Source organism: Mycolicibacterium pallens, assembly GCF_019456675.1.
In the GTDB taxonomy this organism is placed as follows: Bacteria; Actinomycetota; Actinomycetes; order Mycobacteriales; family Mycobacteriaceae; genus Mycobacterium; species Mycobacterium crocinum.
Window position 1 is genome coordinate 2,290,795 of record NZ_CP080333.1, and the last position, 21,742, is coordinate 2,312,536.

Genomic DNA, 21,742 nt, shown 5'->3' on the forward strand with positions numbered 1-21,742 from the left:
GTAATCTAGGTGTCCGTGAGCACCAGCGGATTCGACGTCAGCGCCCGGTTGGGCACCGTACTGACCGCAATGGTGACGCCGTTCAAGCCCGACGGCACGCTGGACACGGTCGCCGCCGCCCGGGTGGCCACCCACCTCGTCGACTCCGGATGCGACGGGCTGGTGCTGTCCGGCACCACCGGCGAGTCGCCGACCACCACCGACGACGAGAAGCGTGCGCTGCTGGCGGCAGTGCTCGAGGCCGTCGGCGATCGCGCCCGCATCGTCGCCGGTGCCGGCACCTACGACACCGCCCACAGCGTGCACCTGGCCAAGGCCGCGGCCGCCGAGGGGGCACACGGCCTGCTTGTCGTCACGCCGTACTACTCCCGCCCGCCGCAGGCCGGTCTGGTCGCGCACTTCACCGCCGTCGCCGATGCCACCGACCTGCCGGTGATCCTCTACGACATCCCGCCGCGCTCGGTGATCCCGATCGACTGGGACACCATGCGCACGCTGTCGGCGCATCCCAACATCGTTGCGGTCAAGGACGCCAAGGCCGATCTGCACGGCGGCGCGCAGATCATGGCCGAGACCGGACTGGCCTACTACTCCGGCGATGACGCGCTGAACCTGCCGTGGCTGGCGATGGGTGCCGTTGGTTTCGTCAGTGTGTGGGGCCATGTGGCGGCGAGCCAGCTACGAGACATGTTGAGCGCGTTCAACTCCGGTGATGTGGCTACCGCGCGCAAGATCGCGGTGACGCTGGCTCCGCTGAACGCCGCGCAGACGCGGCTGGGTGGGGTGACCTTCGCCAAGGAGGGTCTGCGGCTGCAGGGCATCGAGGTGGGCAATCCGCGGTTGCCGCAGGTGCCGGCCAACGCCGAGCAGCTCGACGAACTCGCCGCCGACCTCCGCGCAGCGGCCGTCTTGCGATGAACGAGGAGCTGTCGCCTCCCGGGCCGCTGGCCCCGGGAGGTCTGCGCGTGACGGCGCTGGGCGGCATCAACGAAATCGGCCGCAACATGACCGTTTTCGAGCATCTTGGCCGACTGCTGATCATTGACTGCGGGGTGCTGTTCCCGAACCACGATGAGCCTGGCGTCGACTTGATCCTTCCCGACCTGCGGCTGATCGAGGACCGCCTCGACGACATCGAAGCCCTGGTGCTGACCCACGCCCACGAAGACCACATCGGGGCGATTCCGTACCTGCTCAAGATGCGCGGAGACATCCCGGTGGTGGGCTCCAAGTTCACCCTCGCGCTGGTGGCCGCGAAATGCCGTGAGCACCGGATCACCCCCTCGTTCGTCGAGGTCGCCGAGGGACAGCGCAGCACCCATGGCGTGTTCGAATGCCAGTACTTCGCGGTCAACCACTCGATCCCCGATGCACTGGCGATCGCCATCCACACCGGTGCAGGCACCGTCCTGCACACCGGTGACATCAAGCTCGACCAGTTGCCGCTCGACGGCCGCCCCACCGATCTGCCGGGCATGTCGCGGTTGGGTGACGCCGGGGTGGACCTGTTCCTGTGCGACTCGACCAACTCCGAGATCCCCGGCGTGGGGCCGTCGGAAAGCGAGGTCGGCCCGAATCTGCACCGGCTCATGCGCGGCGCCGAAGGGCAGCGGGTCATCGTGGCGTGCTTCGCCTCCAATGTCGACCGCGTGCAGCAGATCGTCGATGCCGCAATAGCATTGGGCCGGCGGGTTTCGTTCGTCGGCCGGTCGATGCTGCGGAATATGGCCATCGCCCGCGAGCTGGGCTTCCTACATGTCGATGACCGCGACGTCGTCGACATCGCGATGGCCGAGGAGATGGCCCCCGGGCAGGTCGTGCTGATCACCACCGGTACGCAGGGCGAGCCGATGGCGGCGCTGTCCCGGATGTCGCGCGGGGAGCACCGCAGCATCACGATCACCTCCGATGACCTGATCATTCTGTCGTCGTCGCTGATCCCCGGCAATGAAGAAGCGGTCTACGGAGTCATCGACGACCTGGCCAAGATTGGTGCCCGAGTGGTCACCAATCAGCAAGTGCGGGTGCACGTTTCGGGCCATGCCTACTCCGGTGAGCTGTTGTTCCTCTACAACGGGGTGCGGCCGCGCAATGTGATGCCGGTGCATGGGACGTGGCGCATGCTGCGGGCCAACGCCAAGCTGGCCGCGCGCAGCGGTGTGCCCGAAGAGAACATCGTGGTGGCCGAGAGCGGCGTCAGCGTCGACCTCGTCGGTGGCCGGGTGTCGATCGCCGGTGCCGTGCCGGTCGGCAAGATGTTCGTCGACGGACTGATCTCCGGCGACGTGGGCGAGGCGACATTGGGCGAGCGGCTCATCCTCAGCTCGGGCTTCGTCGCGATCGTCGTCGTCCTGAACCGGGAGTCCGGCCGGCCGGCCGGACCGCCACACCTGTACTCGCGTGGCTTCTCCGAAGATCCCAAGGCGCTGGAGCCGGTGGCGCGCAATGTTGAAGCGGAGCTGGAATCGCTTGCTTCCGACAATGTCACCGACCCGGTGCGCATCGCGCAGGTCGTGCGCCGCACGGTCGGAAAGTGGGTGGGGGAGACCTACCGCCGCCAGCCGATGATCGTGCCGACGGTCATCGAAATCTAGTTCTGTCCAACGGTGTTCTGATCGTTCGACTGCGTGATCGTCGGGGTTCCGGAGTGATAGGTCACCACATTCTGTAGCCCGTCGACGTCGATCGCATCAACCGAGTCGATGGTGATGTGATTGATCACGCCGTCGATCGAGAGCCGGGCGCAGTGGCCGGTGACCGTGACGGTCATATCGCGGCCGGTCACCGTCAAATGTCCGTCGTTGCAGGCGATCGACTTCGACTGGCCGTTGCCGTCGACTGTCAATGTGCCACCCGGTGGCATCTGTGTGGGGCTATTCCGGCCGCTGAGTCCGGTCCACAGGACGAATGTCGCGGTGGCGACTGCGATCACACCGAGGACGCCGGCGGTGACCGCAAACCGCCTGGAGAGCTCCTGGTTCTGTCGCACACGGCGCGCCGCCAGTACGACGGCTACCGCGCCGGCGGCGATCAGCGCGACCAACACCGACTGGAGGGCGGTGATGGTGAACCAACTCGCGTCGTGCGCTCCGTCGGTACGCAGGCACACGAAATCGACTGTGGTTCCAGATTGGTTCGGGCTGTAGCTGTAGTTGGAGGTGTTCACCATGAGCTGGTTCGGTGCGCCGCACACGATGGCGCTGGTCCACAACGCACTCGACGGCAGGACCGCAGTCAACGCAGACGCACCGCCGCCGCACAGCCCGATCAGTCCGGCGATGGCACCCAGCAGGTTCGCCCCGCGCCAGGTGCCCGTCGGGCGTCGAACGGACGCTCCGGCGAACTGCGATGGCGCGGAAATCCATTGATTCGGTTGACTATTGCGCTGTGCCTGCTGGGTGGCCTTGGCCTCGGCGAGTTGACGTTCCAGGTCGGCTATTCGCGCCTGCGGGTCATCGTGTGGTCCGACGTTCGTCATGGGTCAACTCCCTTCCGAATGGTCGGATTCAATCATGGGTCTGCCATCGTCGGTGCGCTGTTCGCCACTGCAGTGTCAGGCGCATTGGCCGTTGACGAGATGTTTCGGTGGCAGGCAGAACGCGGGCAGTGACGGGGTTGGAAGCTTGAGGGTGGGCAGCGGCGGTGGGGCCGGGGGAACCGACGGTGGCGGTGGCAGCTTGGGAAGCGGTACCGGCGAGGGCGCTGGGAGCTGCGGCAACGGGACGTTGACGATCACCACGGGTGTGGCGTTCACCGAAGGTGCGGCGGGAGCCGGGGCATCCGGTGGTGGCAACGGCGCATCGGCTGCGGGGCTCGGAGGCGGGGCGGCGACCACCGACTGATGTACCGGCGCGGCGGCCGTACGGACAACCGGCGGCGCGGGCTGGATGTCCGGCAGTGCGGGCGGGGCGGTCACCAACACGTCCGCGTTCGCCCTCGGAGCGGGTACGGATGCGGCGGACGGGGCCGTGGGATGCGCAGCGGCCGGGACCACGGTGACAACGGCGGACCGGCTGTCACCGGCATGGTCCCACGCCACCACGCCCAGCAGCCCGAAGGCGAGCACCGCTGCAGCCACTGCAGCCGCAACCGGAGCCTGGCCCGACCGCACCACCTGCGGTTCCTCCGCGTCGGCGGGGTCGCCGAGCGGGCTGCGTGACCAGGCAGGGTGCCACGAGTCGACAGAAGGCATGGTGTGGAAGTCGGCCGAGGCAATGGTGTCGTAGGCGCTGGCGCTGGTGGGATCTGCCGAGGTTGTCATGTCGACCAGTACAGAGCCCACGTCCGACTACGGATACCAACAAAGCCACAGCGCACCCGGCGCGGTTCAGTGCTTGTGCAGCCAGGCCACCGCGCGGTCCCGAAAGCCGCTCAGGCCCTTGTATTCGGCCATGTCGTCCGGCAATTCGGCCAGCACCGCGGCGGTCCGAGTGCGCCACTCGTCGACCGTGGCAATGTCGGCCAGCGGCAGCATGTAGCTGCGGATCAGAAAGCAGATCGCACCCGACTCCGGCAGCCGGATCACATGCTGGACCTCCACCCGAAGGTGGATGAGCCGGCCGAACGTGTCGTCGTCGACGGCGTCGAGGTGCGCGCGGTCCGGCAGCCACTCCGGTGCGGCCTCGGTGGAGACATCGAGCCGACGTCCCACCGTCATCGACCAGTTGGTCCGGCGGTAGATGTCGCCTGGTTGCAGGCGCATCAGGAACTCGCGGGCTCGAGTGATCACGCCGGTTTCGCGCAGCCGCGGAACCGGGCCGTGTATCTCCAGGAACGTCATCCCGACGTCGAATCCGAACGACCAGCCGGCGGCGAAGGTGACCACGCCGGCGTCGGCGAACAGGTCTCCGTCGCGCTGGTCAAGCAGAACGATGTCCTCCTGCACTTGCCCGGCGATGAAGGCCAGCGGATCGCACGGCAGGCTGCTTTCGTCACTGATCACGAAATCCTGTGTGATGCGCAATAATTCGTTGCGCCAGTGCCAGGTGTCGCCGTCGCGGGTCAGGGACATGGTCGCCGGGCACGAGGTGGCGAGTTCGGTCATCAGCAGCACCATGGTGTCCCAGGCGGCGATCCGCATATGCGGCAGCACCGCATGCCGCGACGGATCCGCGGCCACAATGCGGCGGCGCTCGGCGACTTCGCGGGTGTACTCGCTGTCGATGTCCACCACCCGCTGACCCCAGCGCCCGGTTGCGGTGGTCACGACACCGCGGGCGGGGGCGATGTTGGTGCTGTAGCGGTAGGAGTCGGCTGTGTACGGGAAGGGAAATGCCGCCATGAGATCCGCCGCGGACACCAGCCGACTCACAGTTCCAACTCCACTCGGCCACGGGCGCGGGAGACGCAGGCCATCATCGAGTGACGCCGCTCGTCGTCGGTGAGGAAGAGGTCGCGGTGCATCACGGTGCCCGAGCGCACGGTGACTCGGCACTCACCGCAGACACCCTGCCGGCACAGGTTCGGGATGCTATGACCGCGTGTGGTCAGGCACTCCAGCAGTGAGACACCCGACTCGACGGTGAAAACCTGTCCGCTTGACGATAATTCGACCTCGAACGGGTCGCCGGGCGCCAACTCCCCGCCGAAGCGTTCGACATGGATGCGGCTCGGCGGCCAGCCCAACTCGGCAGCCATTGCGACGACGTCGTCGATGAATTGGCTTGGACCGCAAATATAGACGTTGGTGCCGAACGGCTGGCCTGCCAGTACTGGTGCCAGTTCGGCGAGGAAGGCCGCGCGGTCGGTGAAGAACGAGGCGTTGTCGGTCAGCGAGCCGATCTCGTCGACGTATGCGCCCCGCCCCTCACGAAAGACATAGAGCAACAGCACGTCCCGTCCCCACCGCTTGGCGCTGCGCAGATGCGAGATCATCGGGGTGATCCCGATTCCGGCGGCGATCAACAGGTGGCGGCGCGCCCGCAACACCGGGGCGAACGCACTACGCGGCGGATGCGCGACGACGGTGTCGCCGACACCGAGTTGCCGGTGGATCCAACGCGATCCACCCCGGCCCTGCGGGCATTCCAAAACCGACACCACATAGTGGTGGGGTGCGGCGGTCTCCCCGGTCAGTGAGTACGCGTTGGCGCCGCCGGCGCATTCGATCACCAGGTGACTGCCCGGCGTGAACGACGGCAGTACGCCGCCGTCGGCATCGGCCAGGGTCAGAGTCCTGATCCCGGGGACGGTGTCGTCGATGTCGACGACCGTCAACGTCAGCGTGGTCATGTGCCGGTGGTCGCGAATCCGAGGTGAGCACCGAGGCGCCGGGAGACGTGGTAGTAGACGTACAACTGACGGCGGCAGCCGGGGCAGGAGATCTCGTCGGTCAGCCCCACCGTCGCGGTCATGGTGGTGCGGCAGTGCGCGCAGTAGATCTCGCGAGTGTCCACTTCCGTACTGGCAACGACGATTTCGTCGTCGTTGGCCCCAAGTTCCATCGCATGGGCGCGCACGCGAAGGCACACGTGCGCGGGTCCGGCCACGAGCAGCCGCCATCCGACTTTCGCGTCGGTGAGGTCGGCGTCCAACGCCGCACAAGCCGCGGTTGCGTCGGCGACGTGATGCACTCGCGGCTCGGCATCGGGATGTTCGGCGTTGATCTGGGCCCGCCACTGCTCGGCGATGCCGGTGGCGTCGGCTCCGATGGCCAGCACAGTCCATTGACGGCCGGTGAGATCGGCGGCCGGACACCTGGGTTCGACCGCCCAGGCCGGGATGCTGGTCAGCTCCAGATCGGGTGTCATCGTCACCCGATGCTAGTGGTCAGCGCTTGTTCGTTAACCCGGCGTCGACCGGCAGCGTGACGCCGGTGACGTAGCGGCCGGCGTCGGACACCAGGTAGTACACCGCGTTGGCGATGTCCTCGGGTTCCAGGGTCTCCACCGGTAGTGGATTGCTCATATCCGGGCCGCCGAGCGACTGCTGAGCGAAGCCTTCCAGCCAGGAGCGGGTGAACTCGTTGTCGATCATCGGTGTGTTCACCCCGGCCGGATGCACCGAGTTGACCCGAATATTGAACTGGGCAAGGAAATTGGCGTACGCCCGCATCAGACCGACCACGCCGTGCTTGGCGACCGTGTAGCCCAGTGATCCGGCGACCGGAGCTCCGATGCCGACCAAGCCGGCCACCGAGCTGGTCAGCACAATCGCGCCGCCGTCGCCCTGCTTGATCATCGGCTTCATTGCCACGTCGACGGTGTGATAGACCCCGGTCAGGTTGACGTCGATGACGTCCTGCCACGCGTTCTCGTCGGCCATCGGGGCGATCCCGGCGTTGGCGATCACGATGTCGAGCCGGCCCAGCTCCTCGGTGCCTTTGCGCACGGCCGACTTCAACGCCGACCGGTCGCGGACATCGGCCTCACAGGCGACGATGCGCGCCCCGGTGTCCTCGACGAGCTTGACCGTGGCGGCCATGTCCTCCGGGGTGGCCAGGGGATAGGGGACGCTGGCGATCTGGTCGCAGAGGTCGACCGCGATGATGCTGGCACCTTCCGATGCCAGCTTCAGCGCGTGCGCTCGGCCCTGGCCGCGGGCCGCACCGGTGATCAGTGCGACCTTGCCGTCGAGTCCACCCATGCTTACGGGCGGACCTGGCCCTTGGCGGGGTCGCCGGCCGGGATGGGCTGCAGCATCTTGATGTCCGGAGCGCCGTCGAGGTGCTCACCGATCTCGCCGAACAGGGTGCTCACGCCCGGTGCGGTGCTGTGAGTCTTCAGCGCGTCCTCGTCGGCCCACTGCTCGACGAAGACGAACGTCTTGTCGCCTTCGTGCACGGCGTAGAGGTCGCAACCGGGCTCCTCGTGAACCGCCGCGACGGCCTTCTTGCAGGCCTCGCGCACAGCGTCGACGGATTCGGGCTTGACGGTGAAGCTGGCAACGACGACGACGGGCATGAGCGAGCTCCTCAGCGGCTTCGAGTAGGTGTGACGGCGCTTACGTTAGACCTGCTTTGTAATGCCGCAAGAAGGGGTCCCAGTCAGCGGCGCGGGCACGATTTCGGGCGTTGGTCGCAGGTTGGCAACGACGCGCCGCGTAACGGGTGTTGCGGATGGTGCAGATGGGGCATCTGCGACTAGGCTTGCCCGCATGGCGAACAAGACGGCCGCTCGCTCAAGCGCGCGAACGACCAGGTCAAAGGGTGCGTCACGGCCGGCCAAGCCGGCGCCGCGACGCAAGCCCGCCAAGAAGCGCACCTCCTCGCCCGTCGCCACCGCGGCGGCCGCCGGTGGACGGGCCGCGCGGGCGACCTGGCTGATGTTGGCCAAGGGGGCGGGCTCGACCGCCCGATCGGTCGGTCGAGCCCGCGACATCGAGCCGGGTCACCGCCGCGACGGCATCGCCCTGGGGTTGATGGCCGTCGCGGTGGTGATCGCGGCCAGCTCCTGGTTCGACGCCGCCCGGCCCGTCGGCGCCTGGATCGACTCGGTGCTGCGAACCCTGGTCGGCGGCGCGGTTGTCCTGCTGCCGATCGCGATCGCCGTCATCGCGGTACTGCTGATGCGCACCGAACCCAATCCTGAAGCGCGGCCCCGCCTGATTCTGGGTTGCGCGATGGTCGCGCTGCCGGTGCTGGGGCTGTGGTATCTGTGGTCGGGGGCGCCCCAGGACCCCGGCGCGCGCCAACGCGCCGCGGGCTTCATCGGCTTCGCCATCGGCGGTCCGCTGTCCGACGGGCTGACCGCGTGGATCGCGACCCCGCTGCTCATCCTTGCCGCGCTGTTCGGGCTGCTGCTGCTGACCGGCACCACGATCCGCGAGGTGCCCGACACGCTCTACGCGATGTTCAGCACGCGCGACCACTACGACGAGGACGACGAGTACTACGACGACGAGCCCGAGGACGCCGCGCCCGCTGAGACGGAAGACTTCTCCGACGGTTACTACGACGACCCGCGGTCCTACACCGACGAGGCGCCGGCCTGGCCCGGCGCGCAGGGTCCGGTCGGCACGCCGCTGGACAACTACCCGCTCGACGAGGACGCGCCGACGGTTCCCGAGCCGGTGAAGACGCGACGTAAGAAGCCGGCGCCGCCCAAGGAGGACGTCGCCAAGCAGGAGACCAAGGTCCTGGATCGCGTCGTCGAGGGCCCGTACACCCTGCCGTCGCTGGACCTGCTGGTGGCCGGTGACCCGCCGAAGCGACGCAGCGCCGCCAACGACCAGATGGTGGACGCGATTTCGAACGTTCTCCACCAGTTCAAGGTTGACGCGTCGGTGACGGGCTGCACCCGCGGCCCGACAGTCACCCGCTACGAGGTCGAGCTCGGCCCCGGCGTCAAGGTCGAGAAAATCACTGCGCTGCAACGCAATATCGCTTACGCGGTGGCGACCGAGAGCGTCCGTATCCTCGCGCCGATCCCCGGCAAGTCCGCCGTCGGCATCGAGGTGCCCAACACCGACCGCGAAATGGTCCGTCTGGCAGACGTTCTCACCGCACCCTCGACCCGCGGCGACCATCGCCCATTGGTGATCGGGCTGGGCAAGGACATCGAAGGCCATTTCGTGTCGGCCAACCTGGCCGACATGCCGCACCTGTTGGTGGCCGGCTCTACCGGCTCGGGTAAGTCCAGCTTCGTCAACTCGATGCTGGTGTCGTTGTTGGCCCGCGCCACCCCCGAGGAAGTGCGGATGATCCTCATCGACCCGAAGATGGTGGAACTCACGCCCTACGAAGGCATTCCGCACCTGATCACGCCGATCATCACCCAACCCAAGAAGGCGGCGGCGGCGCTGGCCTGGCTGGTCGAGGAGATGGAGCAGCGCTACCAGGACATGCAGGCCTCCCGGGTGCGCCACATCAAGGACTTCAACGCCAAGGTCCGCTCCGGGGAGATCACCGCGCCCCTGGGCAGCCAACGCGTGTACAAGCCCTACCCGTTGATCCTTGCCGTCGTCGACGAGCTCGCCGACCTGATGATGACCGCCCCGCGTGATGTCGAAGAGGCCATCGTGCGGATCACCCAGAAAGCCCGTGCGGCCGGTATTCACCTGGTGCTGGCCACCCAGCGGCCGTCGGTCGACGTCGTCACCGGCTTGATCAAGACCAACGTGCCCTCGCGCCTGTCGTTCGCGACGTCATCGCTGACCGACAGCCGGGTCATCCTCGACCAGCCGGGCGCCGAGAAGCTGATCGGCATGGGCGACGGCCTGTTTCTGCCGATGGGCGCCAGCAAGCCCGAGCGGTTGCAGGGCGCCTACGTCAGCGACGAGGAGATCCACGCCGTCGTGCAGGCCTGCAAGGACCAGGCCGAGCCTGAGTACACCGAAGGTGTCACCACCGCGAAGCCGACCGGGGAGCGCACCGACGTCGACCCCGACATCGGCGACGACATGGACGTCTTCCTGCAGGCCGTCGAACTCGTGGTGTCCTCGCAATTCGGCTCGACGTCGATGCTGCAGCGCAAGCTGCGGGTGGGCTTCGCCAAGGCCGGCCGGTTGATGGACCTGATGGAGACCCGCAGCATCGTGGGGCCGTCGGAAGGCTCGAAGGCGCGCGAGGTACTGGTCAAGCCCGACGAACTCGCCGCGACCTTGATGGCGATCCGCGGCGGGGGCGCCGAGGACGACGACGACAGCTACGAGGACGAGGACTTCTAGTCATTCATTGAGCGCTCACGCTTCATATTCCGCGCGGAGATGAAGCGTGAGCGCTCAATCAACTTGCTGCTCGGTGTAATCGGGCGTCCCATGCTCGCCGCACACGACGGATGACATCACTGCGCTGGTGATCCGCCAGCACGCGCACCACTATCCAGCCGACCGACATCAGATAGTCCTGCCGCTCGGCATCGATGGAGTAGGCGGTCCTGCTCGTGCGGTGATGCTCACCGTCGTACTCGACCGCGACCAGAATCTCGGGCCAACCCATGTCGAGGTAATACCAGCGGCCGCCAGGTCGAGCCACGGGGATCTGCGTCTGGGGCCGTGGGAAGCCCGCGTCGACGAGATCGAGTCGCAGGTACGTCTCTCGCGGCGACTGCGCGCCGGCGTCGACGGCATCCAACATGGACGGCACTCGTCGGACGCCTCGCAGATGCGGGTGGGCGTCGGCGAGTGAGAGGACGTCGTTGACGCTGAAGCGGGTTGTATTGGCCAGCGCGTCCAGATCCGCGATACCGCGACGGGGATTGCCGCGACGCGCCAGATCGAATGCGGTTCGGGGGATCGTCGTGACGGGCAAGCCGTCGCGGCAGGTCAGTTCTGTTGCCAGCAGGGTTTCGCGGTGTGTGACGATCCCGCGTGGACTGCGGTTGTTGGTGAAGTTCAGCTCGATCGGGATGTCGGGATCGACCCATCTGGCGCCATGCAGTGCCGCTGCTGCACGACCGGTGACAATGGCCTTTCTTCCCGACCACAGCCACGCCGCCCTGGTGCGGTCCAGCAGGGTCAGGTCGCCGGGCGGCGCATATACATCGGGAAAGACGCGCTGATGGGTTTTGGCGAGCTGGTAGCGGTTCACCTGGTTAGCGGCCAGCGCCTCTGAGCCAATGAAAATCTGCGTCACGCTGGTCAACGGTGCCTGCCGACCTGCTAGCGCGCATGCGGCTATCCACAGGGCCATTCATTGAGCGCTGATGTCGCAAAAACCGGCGCGAAGAGATGCGTCAGCGCTCACTCAACGTCAGAGGATGAGCAGCATGCGGGTGTTGCCGAGGATGTTCGGCTTCACGTACGACAGGTCGAGGAACTCGGCGACACCGATGTCGTAGGACCGGCACATCTCGTCGTACACCTCAGAGGTCACCGGCGTTCCCTCGATCTCGGCGAAACCGTGGCGGGCGAAGAACTCCGTCTCAAAGGTCAGCACGAAAAGCCGCTGCAGTTGCAGTTCGCGAGCGACCGTGAGGAGCTGGTCGACGATCGCATGACCGATGCCGCGGCCCTTGACCTTCGGGTCGACGGCGACCGTGCGGACCTCACCGAGATCAGCCCACAGCACGTGCAGCGCACCGCACCCGACGACCTCGCCGGCATACTCGGCCACCCAGAACTCCTGGACCGCTTCGTACAGCGTGACCAGGTTCTTCTCCAGCAGGATGCGGCCGGCGTAGATGTCGACGAGACGCTTGATATCGGCGACATCCGACGTACGGGCGCGGCGGACGACGACGTCAGGGCTCACGGGTGCAGAGTATCGGGCGTGAGGCGCCCGACTGCCAACCGATATTCTGATGCCGTGTCGGGACAACCCCAAACCGGTCCGGCGGTCCCGCGCGTGCGGGTGGCCAACGTCGCCAACTTGCTGACCGGGATCCGTCTGGTGCTGGTTCCGATCTTCCTGCTGTTCCTCTTCGCCGGCGACGGCCATGAAACAGCCAGTCGGGTAACGGCTTTCATCATCTTCGCGGTTGCGGTCATCACTGACCGGTTCGACGGCTCGCTGGCCCGCACCTACGGGATGGTCACCGAGTTCGGCAAGCTCGCCGACCCGATCGCCGACAAGATGCTGATCGGCGCGGCACTGATCGGACTTTCCATGCTCGGCGACCTGCCGTGGTGGGTGACGGTGGTGATCCTGATTCGTGAGCTCGGCATCACCCTGCTGCGGTTCGCGGTGCTGCGGCACGGGGTGATCCCCGCGGGGCGTGGCGGCAAACTCAAGACCCTGGTGCAGGCTGTCGCGATCGGGCTGTTCGTCCTGCCGCTACACAACTGGCCGCCGGCCTGGCACATCGTGGCCTGGGTGATCATATGGGCCGCGGTCGTACTGACGGTGCTCACCGGCGTCGACTATGTGGTGTCGGCGGTCAAGGACTCCCGTGAGCGATCCGCTGGTCGATGACGGCGCTCGCGCGCTCGTCGCCCTGCTGACCGCCCGCGGTGACACCGTGGCGACCGCGGAGTCCCTGACCGCCGGCCTGCTCGCGGCGACGCTGGCGGGCGTGCCCGGTGCGAGTGCCGTGCTCAGCGGTGGCCTGGTCACCTACACCGTCGACACCAAGATCGCGCTGGCCGGCGTCTCACGCGAACTGCTCGATGACGTCGGCCCGGTCGCGGCACCCACCGCGGCTGCGCTGGCCGAAGGGGCGCGCGAGCGCTGCGCGGCGACGTGGGGAGTGGGCCTGACCGGGGTGGCCGGACCGGAGCCGCACGGCGGCCATCCCGTCGGCACCGTGTTCCTCGGGTTGGCCGGTCCGGGGACGACGGAGGTCGTCGAACTGCGGCTGGACGGTTCACGCTGGGACATCCGGCTGGCCGCCGTCCACGAGGCGATCGGACGGCTGCACGACCTGGTGAAGCGAACCTGAGGTTTCTGGGAACCAAATCGAGAGTGCGCGGCGTTGTAGTAGTCGTTGCAACTCTTGGAGGAGGACACCCGATGGCGGTACTGCTGCGTGAGGTGATCGGCGACGTGCTGCGTGACGCCCGCACTTCGCAGGGACGCACCCTTCGTGAGGTGTCCGATTCGGCCCGAGTGAGCCTGGGATACCTGTCCGAGGTGGAGCGTGGCCGCAAGGAAGCCTCCAGCGAGTTGCTCAGTGCGATCTGCACGGCTTTGGACGTCCCGCTGTCGCGGGTGCTCACCGATGCCGGCGAGAAGATGGCCAACCGCGAGCGAATCGCCCGGTTGACCGCCGTGCCGGCCCAGGACAGCTCGATCGACGTCACCACCAAGGTCGTCATCCCGCATCCCGTTGCGATGGCGGTGGCCTGAGGTTTCGACCAGTCAGACCGGGGTCACATGCCTACAAGGGTGTGGCCGGGCATGGTTAACCGATAAATTGGGCACGACCACCGAACTGCGGCACCCGATACAAAGACGGAGCAACTGATGGCCAATCCGTTCGTCAAGGCGTGGAAGTACCTCACTGCGCTGTTCAACTCGAAGATCGACGAATACGCCGACCCGAAGGTGCAGATCCAGCAGGCGATCGAAGACGCCCAGCGTCAGCACCAGGCGCTGACTCAGCAGGCCGCGCAGGTCATCGGCAACCAGCGTCAGCTGGAGATGCGGCTGAATCGTCAGCTCGCCGACATCGAGAAGCTGCAGGTGAACGTTCGCCAGGCGCTGACCCTGGCCGATCAGGCGGTGGCGTCCGGAGATGCCGCCAAGGCCACCGAATACAACAACGCCGCCGAGGCGTTCGCCGCGCAACTGGTCACCGCCGAGCAGAGCGTGGAAGACCTCAAGGGATTGCACGACCAGGCGCTGCAGGCCGCCGCGCAGGCCAAGAAGGCTGTCGAGCAAAACGCCATGATGCTGCAGCAGAAGATCGCCGAACGCACCAAGCTGCTGTCGCAGCTCGAGCAGGCCAAGATGCAGGAGCAGGTCAGCGCCTCGCTGCGCTCGATGAGCGAGCTCGCCGCGCCCGGCAACACGCCCAGCCTCGATGAGGTGCGGGACAAGATCGAACGCCGCTACGCGACCGCGATGGGCGAGGCGGAGCTCGCGCAGAACTCCGTGCAGAGCCGCATGATGGAGGTCCAGCAGGCCAGCGTGCAGATGGCCGGCCATTCCCGGCTCGAGCAGATTCGCGCCTCGATGCGCGGGGACGCGCTACCTGCCGGCGGCACCGCTGCGCCCGCGACCCCCGCTACGCCGGCCAGCACACCCGAGCCCGAGAAACCCCTCGGCCAGTAGGAGGCGATCTCGATGGCGGTGACACCGGACAAGCCGGGATTCGTATCGCGCCAATGGCGTTCGGCCATGCAGCGCGGTATCGACACCGTCAGCGAGTACGCCGACGTGGCGGCGCAGAAGCTCAGTGCCGTCTCCGATCCGCGGGCCCGGCTGCTGCGCAAGCGGCGGTGGGCGTTGCGCTTGGGCGTGTTCTTCTCGTTTGCGACGATTTTCTGGGTTGCGGTCACCGGGCTGCTCGCCACCTGGAGCGTGCCGGTGTGGGGTCTGATCATCACCGGTGTGATCGCCGCCGGTGCCGCGGTGCCCGCGACCTTGTTCCTGTTGCGCTACCGCTGGCTGCGCGGCGAGCCGCTGCCGCCGCAACGTCAGGTCAGCGGACGTCGGCTGCCGCCGCACGGATCGGTGGCGCGCCCGTCGATGTCGGCGCTGGGTGCCTCCGAGCGGGGATTTCATTCGCTACTGGGTGTGATGCAGCGCGGAAACATGTTGCCGCCGGAGGAGATTCGCGAGCTCGTCGCGGCGGCGGACCGCACCGCGGCGACGATGGCCGCCACCGCCGACGAGGTGGTCTCGATGGAGCGCGCCGCGATCGAGACGCCGCATTCGCAGTCGTATCTGGCGCCGACCATCAATGCGTTCACCGCGCAGCTCAACACCGGGGTGCGGCAGTACAACGAAATGGTCACCGCGGCAGCGCAACTGGTGTCGGCCGCCAACGCCGGCGGGATGTCGAGCTCGCCGATGTCCCAGCAGCGCTACCGTAACGAGCTGTCGAACGCGACCGACCGCCTGATGGGGTGGGCGCAGGCCTTCGACGAGCTGGGCCAGCTCCGCCGCGCCTAGAGCGTCGGGAGCAGGCCGGGGATCACCGCGCCGATGAGGCCGCGGACGGTCGCCTTGGTCATGTCGTACATGTCGAAGTAGTCCCGCCACAAGGTGATTCGGCCGTCTTTCACTTCGAAGACACCGCACACCCAGAACTGCAGCCGCACCGGGCCCAGCCGCAGCACATCGGTTCGCTCGGTGAGCACCACCGGGCCGTTGACTGCGATGCGATGGATCTTCACCTCGAAGCCGAAGCTGGGCCGCTGCAGGCCTTTGAACAGTTTCATGGTCCGCCTACGGCCGCGGACGGTGGGGAAACCGACGTTCTGGTAAATGAGATTGTCGTCGAGCTGAGCATCGGCGGTGGCCAGGTCCTGATCCTGCAGTGCGTGCAGGAAGACCTCGACGGTATGGGCGTTGTCGATATCGGAGCTCACGTTGGTGATTTGCTCGGTCATGCTCGCCAGCCTATTGCGAACGGCTATGGCAGGGTAGGCCCGTGCGCGTCGCGGTGGTGGCAGGTCCGGACCCGGGTCATGCGTTTCCCGCGATCGCACTGTGCCTGCGGCTGGCCGACGCGGGGGATCACCCCATACTGCTGACCGGCACCGAATGGCTGGACACCGCCCGCGCCGCCGGCATCGAGGCCGTCGAACTCGTGGGTCTCGATGTCACCGAGGACGACGATGACACCGACGCCGGCGCGAAGATTCACCAACGCGCGGCGCGGATGGCCGTGCTCAACGTGCCGGTACTGCGCGAACTCACGCCCGATCTGATCGTCTCCGACGTCATCACCGCCTGCGGCGGGATGGCCGCCGAGCTGCTCGACATTCCATGGGTCGAGCTGTGCCCGCACCCGCTGTACCTGCCGTCGCGCGGCCTGCCACCGTTGGGCAGCGGCCTGGCGCCCGGCACCGGGATTCGCGGCCGATTGCGGGACACGATCATGCGCGCCTTGACCGCACGGTCGGTCAAGGAAGGGGAGCGTCAGCGTTCGGCGGCCCGGATCGAGATCGGGTTGCCGGCCCGCGACCCGGGACCGGTCCGACGGCTGATCGCCACCCTGCCCGCACTCGAGGTGCCACGACCGGACTGGCCGGCCGAGGCCGTCGTCGTCGGCCCCCTGCACTTCGAGCCGACGGATGCGGTGCTGCCCGTGCCGCCCGGGGATGGCCCGGTGATCGTGGTGGCGCCGTCGACCGCCACCACCGGGGCCGGAGGTGTGGCTGAGCTGGTACTGGAACATTTGGTGCCCGGTCGCACCCTGCCCGCGGGTGCCCGGGTGGTGATCTCTCGGCTCGGCGGCCAGGAGTTGGACGTGCCGGCGTGGGCGAGTGTTGGGCTGGGCCGCCAGGACGAGCTGTTGACCCACGCCGATCTGGTGATCTGCGGCGGCGGGCACGGGATGTTGTCCAAGACGCTGCTCGCCGGGGTGCCGATGGTGGTGCTGCCCGGCGGCGGCGACCAATGGGAGCTGGCCAATCGTGTTGTGCGACAAGGCAGTGCGCGTCTGATCCGCCCGCTGAGTGCCGAGGCTCTGGTAGCCGAGGTCGGTGAAGTGCTGTCGGCGCCGGGGTATCGGGAGGCGGCCCGGCGCGCCGGCGAGAGCATCGCGGGAGTCACCGATCCGGTACGGGTGTGCCATGAAGCGATGCGGGTGGCTGGGTAAATTGGTGGCGTGCGGCTGACGGAATTCCAGGAACTGGTCGAAGGGCAATTCGGCCCGGTTCGTGGCGGCTCGCTGCTGGTGGATCATGTGCTGACCCAGCTGGGCGGACGCACCGCCGCGCAGGCCATCGAGGACGGTGTGGAGCCCCGCGACGTGTGGCGGGCGCTGTGCGCGGACTTCGACGTGCCGCGCGATCAGTGGTAGCCGACACGCGGCGGCGCGCCTCCTTGCTTTCGAACACCTGTTCGCTAGTCTGGTGAAGCTTGTCGGTGGCGTGATCTAGCGTCACGACCAACCGACCGAGAACCGGTCACCAACGACTACCGGAAGAGGTATCACCATGGCTCCGCAGGCACCTGATCGCGAGAAAGCCCTCGAGCTCGCACTCGCGCAAATCGACAAGAACTTCGGCAAGGGCTCGGTGATGCGCCTCGGCGAGGAGGTGCGCCAGCCGATCTCGGTCATCCCGACCGGATCGATCGCCCTCGACGTCGCCCTCGGCATCGGCGGCCTGCCGCGCGGCCGCGTTATCGAGATCTACGGCCCGGAATCCTCGGGTAAGACCACCGTCGCGCTGCACGCGGTTGCCAACGCCCAGGCTGCCGGTGGCATCGCGGCGTTCATCGACGCCGAGCACGCGCTGGACCCGGACTACGCCAAGAAGCTTGGCGTGGACACCGATGCCCTTCTGGTCAGCCAGCCCGACACCGGTGAGCAGGCGCTCGAGATCGCCGACATGCTGGTGCGTTCCGGGGCGCTCGACATCCTGGTCATCGACTCGGTGGCCGCCCTGGTGCCCCGCGCCGAGATCGAGGGCGAGATGGGTGACAGCCACGTCGGCCTGCAGGCCCGGCTGATGAGCCAGGCGCTGCGCAAGATGACCGGTGCGCTGAACAACTCGGGTACCACCGCGATCTTCATCAACCAGCTGCGCGAGAAGATCGGCGTGATGTTCGGCTCGCCCGAAACCACAACGGGTGGTAAGGCTTTGAAGTTTTACGCCTCGGTCCGCCTGGATGTGCGACGGATCGAGACGCTCAAGGACGGCACCGACGCGGTCGGTAACCGCACCCGCGTGAAGGTCGTCAAGAACAAGGTGTCGCCGCCGTTCAAGCAGGCCGAGTTCGACATCCTCTACGGCAAGGGCATCAGCCGTGAGGGCTCGCTGATCGACATGGGCGTCGAGCACGGCTTCATCCGCAAGTCCGGATCGTGGTTCACCTACGAGGGTGAGCAGCTCGGGCAGGGCAAGGAGAATGCCCGCAACTTCTTGAACGAGAACCCCGACGTGGCCAACGAGATCGAGAAGAAGATCAAAGAGAAGCTCGGGATCGGTGCGGTGATGACCGATGAACTCGTCGATGACGTCCTCCCCGCCCCAGTCGACTTCTGAGACCCGCGCGGAGCAGGCGCACGCATTGTGTTTGCGCCTGCTCACCGTGCGGCCGCGGACCCGATCCGAGCTCGCCGGCCAGATGGCCAAGCGGGGATATCCCGACGATATCGCCGCGAACGAACTCAACCGGCTGGCCGCCGTCGGCCTGATCGACGATGCGGACTTCGCCGAGCAGTGGGTTCGGTCCAGGCGGGCGCGAGCCGGAAAAGGTAAGCGCGCCTTGGCCGCTGAGCTGCGGACCAAGGGTGTCGACGACGACGTGATTGCTTCGGCGCTCGACGGTATCGACGCCGGTGCCGAGCGGCAACGCGCCGAGGAGTTGGTGGAGCAGAAGCTGCGCCGGGAGAAGTTGGACGGCGACGACGACGCCAGGGTGATGCGCAGGCTGGTCGGCATGCTGGCCCGGCGCGGCTACAACCAGAGCATGGCGGTGGCCGTGGTCAGTGAGGGGCTGGCAGCAGAACGGGAGCGCAGGCGGGTCTAGTCGCTAGGCTTCATCGCATGCGGATTTCGGCCAAGCTCGCGCCCACCTTCGACTATCCCGAGCTCGAGCGATTCTGGCGGACCGCCGGTGAGCTCGGGTTCGAGGGCATCTGGAACTACGACCACTTCTACGGGTTGGTCGAGAACACGATGCCGACGCATGAGGGTTGGACGACCTTGGCCGCGATGGCCGTCGTGATCCGGCAGGCCCGGATCGGCTGCATGGTGACCGGGGTGCCTATCGCAATCCGGCAGTGCTCGCCAAGATGGCCGTCACCGTCGATCACATCAGCGGCGGCCGACTGGACTTCGGTATCGGGGCGGGCTGGCATGAAGCCGAGCATCGCGGGTATGGCATCGAATTCCCCAGTCCGGGAACACGAGTCGCGATGCTCGACGAGGCGCTGACCGTGATCCGCCGACTCTGGACCGAGGAGTCGGTCACGTTCGAGGGAAAGTTCTACACGCTGCGCGATGCCCTCTGCGAACCCAAGCCGATACAACGCCCACACCCGCCGATCGTCATCGGCGGATCGCAGCCCAAAATGCTGCGGGTGATCGCCCGGCACGCCGACGAGTGGAACATGCCCAGCCACGACGACGCGCAGAAGTGGGGGGAGACCAACGCGCGGTTGAACGAGGCCTGCGCCGAAGTCGGCCGCGACCCCGCCGAGATCCGTCGCTCGGTGCAGATCTTCCTGTACCCGAGCGACCCCGGACAGGTCGACGCTCAGCTGGCTCAGCTGCCGCAGTTCGCCGAACTGGGTTGCGAGCACGCGGTATTGAGCTTCTATCAGCCGCCGTCAGCCGAACTACTGCAACGGTGCGCCAAATTGAAGGTTTAGGCCGCGCGGCTTCCTGTGAATGATTCTCTCCGAGCCCGTTTTTGGGATCGTATCTGGGCGCTCGTGCAATACTTCTCGCCTAGCCACGCACGCTCTGGGAGAGGACCCCGCAGACATGCCTCGTGCAACGATCAAGTTGGGCATCACATCGATGTTGACCGCACTGACTCTGGCCACCGCCGGGGCGGGCATCGCCCACGCCGACCAGCCCGACATGTATGGCGCCCGTAACGACCTGCAGCAGGCGATCGGCGCACTGCAAGCCGCCCAGGATGACAAGGGCGGCCACCGCGTCACGGCCATCAACCTCGCCCAGCAAGCCATCGATCAGGTCAACATGGGCATCGAGTTCGCCGGTGGACCTTTCGACGGCTACTTCCCGCCGCCGCCACCGCAGATCGGTCCTGCCATGAACAACGGCGTTGGCTACCTTCAGCTGGCGGCCGACGAATTGCGGGCGGCCTCAGAGAATAAGGGCGGTCATCGAGTCGCCGCGCTGAACCTGACCGAACAAGCCATCGACGAGGTCAACCAAGGCATCCAGGTCGGCGGACCGTTCTAAGTCGCCGATGCAGCGTGCGGACTCCGGAGTCTGGTTCCAAACTCCTTGAGCAGCTTAGGAGTTGAAGAGTGCTCAGACCTTCCGGACCACGGGCGGATGCCATGTCCCGGCGATGGCCTCGCGGCGCGGGGCATAGAGCCGCATCGTGACGCCCAACGTCCCCAGCGGCGCGGGCAGCCAGTTGGATAGCTTCTCTGGGCCTGGGTTGCTGTGCTGCAGGTACAGATCGAGTGAACCATCGGCGTTGTACTGCAGCGCATCCCGATCACCGATCGCGAAGCGATCGATCTCGTTGGCGACCTGGTAACCCTCGGCGTCGTACATCGTCACCGACCAGAAGGCATCCACCGGCGGCAGCTTGCCTGCGTCGAAGTGGATGACGTAATCGTTCTCGCCGGCCAGTGGTTGGCCGTCGGCGTCGGTCACCAGCATGGGATACACCGCGTCCTCGGGAGGGTTGGCTCCCAGTCCTACCAGGGTGACGACGGCACGCCGCAGATAGGCATTGCCGTAGACGCCCATGCCTTCGCTCAGGGTCATCCACCCGTCGACGATGGTGCCCAACGTCGGGGCCGACGACGTGATGGCGGCCAGTGCATCCTGTGCGCCGGCCTCGATCTCGGCGCGTTGCTCGGCGGAGAACCGCTGGGCACCGAACGACTTACCCGCCTCGATGCCCAGGCCGGACAGCCGGGCCAGGATCGAAAAGTCGGTCGGGTGAGGGGGATTCACGCTCAGCAAGTCCGCGGCATAGGTGAGATAGTCGAGCGCTGCCATCGCGTTCACCTTGCGCAGCGGCTCGGTGGCGACGTCGTAGGTCTCATCCCGGACGAACGTCGACGCTGCCAGCGGCGTGAGTGTATAGCCGTCCTGCACAGCGTGCACGGCCGCGTAGTCGGCCGGCCCGTTGGTTTGGGTTCTGCCGATGATCCACACATGCGGCGTGGGCGCGTGGATGACCGGAATGTCCTGCGGCAGTTCGCCGGTGTCGCCGGGGCCGACGATCACGTACCGCTGCGGCCCGGTTCCGGAGGTTCGCTTCCCGGGATTGGCGAAGACATCGGTCCACATGTCCAGCAGCGGAAGCATGAAATACCGGTCATCAGTGTCGGGAACGTCGAGTATCACCGGTCCCTGGGTCAGGTCGAGCCACGCCGACGAGTACAGGGTGTCGAAGTTGGGCCGCACCACCGCTCGGAAGTCGGCGTCGGGGTATTCGCGGATGTGGTGAAACTCGTTGGGCGGGCCGGCACCCACCCCTGTGCGGTTCAATGTCTGCAGCCGCGAGATATCCATCGTCACCAATGGATAGAAGTAGATGTACGCCTCATAACTGAGTGTGCGCAGATCAGACGACAACGTGCTCATG

General features: G+C 66.8%; 25 protein-coding genes. 14 read left to right on the forward strand and 11 right to left on the reverse strand.

Annotated features, from left to right (window positions below):
* Positions 1–9 precede the first annotated feature (9 nt).
* Positions 10–918 (forward strand): 4-hydroxy-tetrahydrodipicolinate synthase, encoded by a 909-nt coding sequence (gene dapA / locus K0O64_RS11275; protein WP_220046367.1) that lies wholly within the window; start codon positions 10–12, stop codon positions 916–918.
* Entirely contained in the window at positions 915–2,594 is a 1,680-nt protein-coding gene (locus K0O64_RS11280) for a ribonuclease J (protein WP_071945814.1), read from the forward strand. The genes dapA and K0O64_RS11280 overlap by 4 nt, the downstream gene beginning before the upstream one ends.
* Here the strand turns inward: K0O64_RS11280 and K0O64_RS11285 are convergent.
* The 7 genes from K0O64_RS11285 to K0O64_RS11315 all read right to left on the reverse strand — a co-directional run bounded on the left by K0O64_RS11285 (position 2,591) and on the right by K0O64_RS11315 (position 7,901).
* Positions 2,591–3,478, reverse strand: a complete 888-nt coding sequence (locus tag K0O64_RS11285) for a DUF3060 domain-containing protein (protein WP_071945812.1) — start codon at positions 3,476–3,478, stop codon at positions 2,591–2,593. The two genes, K0O64_RS11280 and K0O64_RS11285, sit on opposite strands and share 4 nt — an antisense overlap.
* 75 nt (positions 3,479–3,553) lie before the next feature.
* A complete protein-coding gene (locus K0O64_RS11290) occupies positions 3,554–4,261 on the reverse strand; it encodes a hypothetical protein (protein ID WP_071945810.1) in 708 nt (235 codons plus the stop codon).
* Positions 4,262–4,327: 66 nt separating this feature from the next.
* A complete protein-coding gene (locus tag K0O64_RS11295; RefSeq protein WP_071949942.1) occupies positions 4,328–5,302 on the reverse strand; it encodes a heme-dependent oxidative N-demethylase family protein in 975 nt (324 codons plus the stop codon).
* Positions 5,303–5,307: 5 nt separating this feature from the next.
* Positions 5,308–6,231 (reverse strand): PDR/VanB family oxidoreductase, encoded by a 924-nt coding sequence (locus K0O64_RS11300; RefSeq protein ID WP_071945808.1) that lies wholly within the window; start codon positions 6,229–6,231, stop codon positions 5,308–5,310.
* Positions 6,228–6,749: a dimethylamine monooxygenase subunit DmmA family protein gene (locus K0O64_RS11305; protein ID WP_071949941.1), complete on the reverse strand. Its 522-nt coding sequence runs from the start codon at positions 6,747–6,749 to the stop codon at positions 6,228–6,230. The genes K0O64_RS11300 and K0O64_RS11305 overlap by 4 nt, the downstream gene beginning before the upstream one ends.
* A 19-nt stretch (positions 6,750–6,768) precedes the next feature.
* Positions 6,769–7,584, reverse strand: coding sequence for a mycofactocin-coupled SDR family oxidoreductase (locus K0O64_RS11310; RefSeq protein ID WP_071945806.1), 816 nt, complete (start codon positions 7,582–7,584; stop codon positions 6,769–6,771).
* A gap of 2 nt (positions 7,585–7,586) precedes the next feature.
* Positions 7,587–7,901 carry a putative quinol monooxygenase gene (locus K0O64_RS11315; protein ID WP_071945804.1) on the reverse strand — a complete coding sequence of 105 codons (315 nt, stop codon included), beginning with the start codon at positions 7,899–7,901 and terminating at the stop codon, positions 7,587–7,589.
* Between the two features lie 193 nt (positions 7,902–8,094).
* Between K0O64_RS11315 and K0O64_RS11320 the strand changes: the two genes are divergently transcribed.
* Positions 8,095–10,605, forward strand: coding sequence for an FtsK/SpoIIIE family DNA translocase (locus K0O64_RS11320; RefSeq protein WP_096311168.1), 2,511 nt, complete (start codon positions 8,095–8,097; stop codon positions 10,603–10,605).
* 58 nt (positions 10,606–10,663) lie between these two features.
* On the opposite strand, the gene K0O64_RS11325 is transcribed toward K0O64_RS11320, so the two are convergent.
* Both K0O64_RS11325 and K0O64_RS11330 read right to left on the reverse strand, forming a co-directional pair.
* Positions 10,664–11,512, reverse strand: a complete 849-nt coding sequence (locus K0O64_RS11325; protein ID WP_071945801.1) for a type IV toxin-antitoxin system AbiEi family antitoxin — start codon at positions 11,510–11,512, stop codon at positions 10,664–10,666.
* A 117-nt stretch (positions 11,513–11,629) separates the two neighbouring features.
* Positions 11,630–12,130, reverse strand: a complete 501-nt coding sequence (locus K0O64_RS11330; RefSeq protein ID WP_071945799.1) for an amino-acid N-acetyltransferase — start codon at positions 12,128–12,130, stop codon at positions 11,630–11,632.
* Between the two features lie 54 nt (positions 12,131–12,184).
* On the opposite strand from K0O64_RS11330, the gene pgsA reads away from it, so the two are divergent.
* From pgsA to pspM, 5 genes are all read left to right on the forward strand, one after another.
* Positions 12,185–12,790, forward strand: coding sequence for a CDP-diacylglycerol--glycerol-3-phosphate 3-phosphatidyltransferase (gene pgsA, locus K0O64_RS11335; RefSeq protein WP_071945797.1), 606 nt, complete (start codon positions 12,185–12,187; stop codon positions 12,788–12,790).
* The gene (locus K0O64_RS11340; protein ID WP_071945796.1) at positions 12,768–13,256 is read left to right on the forward strand and encodes a CinA family protein; all 489 of its coding nucleotides are present in this window, start codon (positions 12,768–12,770) and stop codon (positions 13,254–13,256) included. The genes pgsA and K0O64_RS11340 overlap by 23 nt, the downstream gene beginning before the upstream one ends.
* Positions 13,257–13,327: 71 nt before the next feature.
* Positions 13,328–13,663 carry a transcriptional regulator ClgR gene (gene clgR / locus K0O64_RS11345; protein WP_071945794.1) on the forward strand — a complete coding sequence of 112 codons (336 nt, stop codon included), beginning with the start codon at positions 13,328–13,330 and terminating at the stop codon, positions 13,661–13,663.
* A gap of 117 nt (positions 13,664–13,780) precedes the next feature.
* Complete coding sequence (pspA, locus tag K0O64_RS11350) at positions 13,781–14,590, forward strand: phage shock protein PspA (protein WP_071945792.1); 810 nt, start codon at positions 13,781–13,783, stop codon at positions 14,588–14,590.
* A gap of 12 nt (positions 14,591–14,602) precedes the next feature.
* Positions 14,603–15,433 carry a phage shock envelope stress response protein PspM gene (gene pspM / locus K0O64_RS11355; protein WP_071945790.1) on the forward strand — a complete coding sequence of 277 codons (831 nt, stop codon included), beginning with the start codon at positions 14,603–14,605 and terminating at the stop codon, positions 15,431–15,433.
* On the opposite strand, the gene K0O64_RS11360 is transcribed toward pspM, so the two are convergent.
* Complete coding sequence (locus tag K0O64_RS11360; RefSeq protein WP_071945788.1) at positions 15,430–15,873, reverse strand: limonene-1,2-epoxide hydrolase family protein; 444 nt, start codon at positions 15,871–15,873, stop codon at positions 15,430–15,432. The genes pspM and K0O64_RS11360 overlap by 4 nt on opposite strands.
* A 41-nt stretch (positions 15,874–15,914) precedes the next feature.
* Here K0O64_RS11360 and K0O64_RS11365 point away from each other — a divergent pair, with 41 nt between their 5' ends.
* From K0O64_RS11365 to K0O64_RS11390, 6 genes are all read left to right on the forward strand, one after another.
* Positions 15,915–17,087, forward strand: a complete 1,173-nt coding sequence (locus K0O64_RS11365) for a glycosyltransferase (protein ID WP_071945786.1) — start codon at positions 15,915–15,917, stop codon at positions 17,085–17,087.
* 9 nt (positions 17,088–17,096) lie between these two features.
* A complete protein-coding gene (locus K0O64_RS11370) occupies positions 17,097–17,291 on the forward strand; it encodes a DUF3046 domain-containing protein (protein WP_071945784.1) in 195 nt (64 codons plus the stop codon).
* Between the two features lie 136 nt (positions 17,292–17,427).
* On the forward strand, positions 17,428–18,480 hold the full coding sequence (gene recA / locus K0O64_RS11375; RefSeq protein WP_071945782.1) for a recombinase RecA: 1,053 nt from the start codon (positions 17,428–17,430) through the stop codon (positions 18,478–18,480).
* Positions 18,449–18,967, forward strand: coding sequence for a recombination regulator RecX (recX, locus tag K0O64_RS11380; protein ID WP_071945780.1), 519 nt, complete (start codon positions 18,449–18,451; stop codon positions 18,965–18,967). Before recA ends, recX begins: the two co-directional genes overlap by 32 nt.
* Before the next feature lie 166 nt (positions 18,968–19,133).
* Positions 19,134–19,811, forward strand: a complete 678-nt coding sequence (locus tag K0O64_RS11385) for an LLM class flavin-dependent oxidoreductase (protein WP_225933690.1) — start codon at positions 19,134–19,136, stop codon at positions 19,809–19,811.
* 115 nt (positions 19,812–19,926) lie between these two features.
* A complete protein-coding gene (locus K0O64_RS11390) occupies positions 19,927–20,373 on the forward strand; it encodes a hypothetical protein (RefSeq protein ID WP_174714116.1) in 447 nt (148 codons plus the stop codon).
* Between the two features lie 72 nt (positions 20,374–20,445).
* Here K0O64_RS11390 and K0O64_RS11395 read toward each other — a convergent pair whose 3' ends face one another.
* Positions 20,446–21,741: a DUF1254 domain-containing protein gene (locus tag K0O64_RS11395; RefSeq protein ID WP_071945776.1), complete on the reverse strand. Its 1,296-nt coding sequence runs from the start codon at positions 21,739–21,741 to the stop codon at positions 20,446–20,448.
* Position 21,742 lies beyond the last annotated feature (1 nt).

Excerpts from the sequence above, each read along its gene's own strand:
- K0O64_RS11285 (WP_071945812.1), bottom strand. The coding sequence starts at position 3,478 with ATGACGAACGTCGGACCACACGATGACCCGCAGGCGCGAATAGCCGAC.
- pspA (WP_071945792.1), top strand. The coding sequence starts at position 13,781 with ATGGCCAATCCGTTCGTCAAGGCGTGGAAGTACCTCACTGCGCTGTTC.
- pspM (WP_071945790.1), top strand. The coding sequence starts at position 14,603 with ATGGCGGTGACACCGGACAAGCCGGGATTCGTATCGCGCCAATGGCGT.
- K0O64_RS11360 (WP_071945788.1), bottom strand. The coding sequence starts at position 15,873 with ATGACCGAGCAAATCACCAACGTGAGCTCCGATATCGACAACGCCCAT.
- K0O64_RS11310 (WP_071945806.1), bottom strand. The coding sequence starts at position 7,584 with ATGGGTGGACTCGACGGCAAGGTCGCACTGATCACCGGTGCGGCCCGC.
- K0O64_RS11315 (WP_071945804.1), bottom strand. The coding sequence starts at position 7,901 with ATGCCCGTCGTCGTCGTTGCCAGCTTCACCGTCAAGCCCGAATCCGTC.
- K0O64_RS11280 (WP_071945814.1), top strand. The coding sequence starts at position 915 with ATGAACGAGGAGCTGTCGCCTCCCGGGCCGCTGGCCCCGGGAGGTCTG.
- clgR (WP_071945794.1), top strand. The coding sequence starts at position 13,328 with ATGGCGGTACTGCTGCGTGAGGTGATCGGCGACGTGCTGCGTGACGCC.
- recX (WP_071945780.1), top strand. The coding sequence starts at position 18,449 with ATGACGTCCTCCCCGCCCCAGTCGACTTCTGAGACCCGCGCGGAGCAG.
- K0O64_RS11300 (WP_071945808.1), bottom strand. The coding sequence starts at position 6,231 with ATGACCACGCTGACGTTGACGGTCGTCGACATCGACGACACCGTCCCC.
- K0O64_RS11305 (WP_071949941.1), bottom strand. The coding sequence starts at position 6,749 with ATGACACCCGATCTGGAGCTGACCAGCATCCCGGCCTGGGCGGTCGAA.
- recA (WP_071945782.1), top strand. The coding sequence starts at position 17,428 with ATGGCTCCGCAGGCACCTGATCGCGAGAAAGCCCTCGAGCTCGCACTC.
- K0O64_RS11320 (WP_096311168.1), top strand. The coding sequence starts at position 8,095 with ATGGCGAACAAGACGGCCGCTCGCTCAAGCGCGCGAACGACCAGGTCA.
- K0O64_RS11290 (WP_071945810.1), bottom strand. The coding sequence starts at position 4,261 with ATGACAACCTCGGCAGATCCCACCAGCGCCAGCGCCTACGACACCATT.
- K0O64_RS11390 (WP_174714116.1), top strand. The coding sequence starts at position 19,927 with ATGCCTCGTGCAACGATCAAGTTGGGCATCACATCGATGTTGACCGCA.
- K0O64_RS11395 (WP_071945776.1), bottom strand. The coding sequence starts at position 21,741 with ATGAGCACGTTGTCGTCTGATCTGCGCACACTCAGTTATGAGGCGTAC.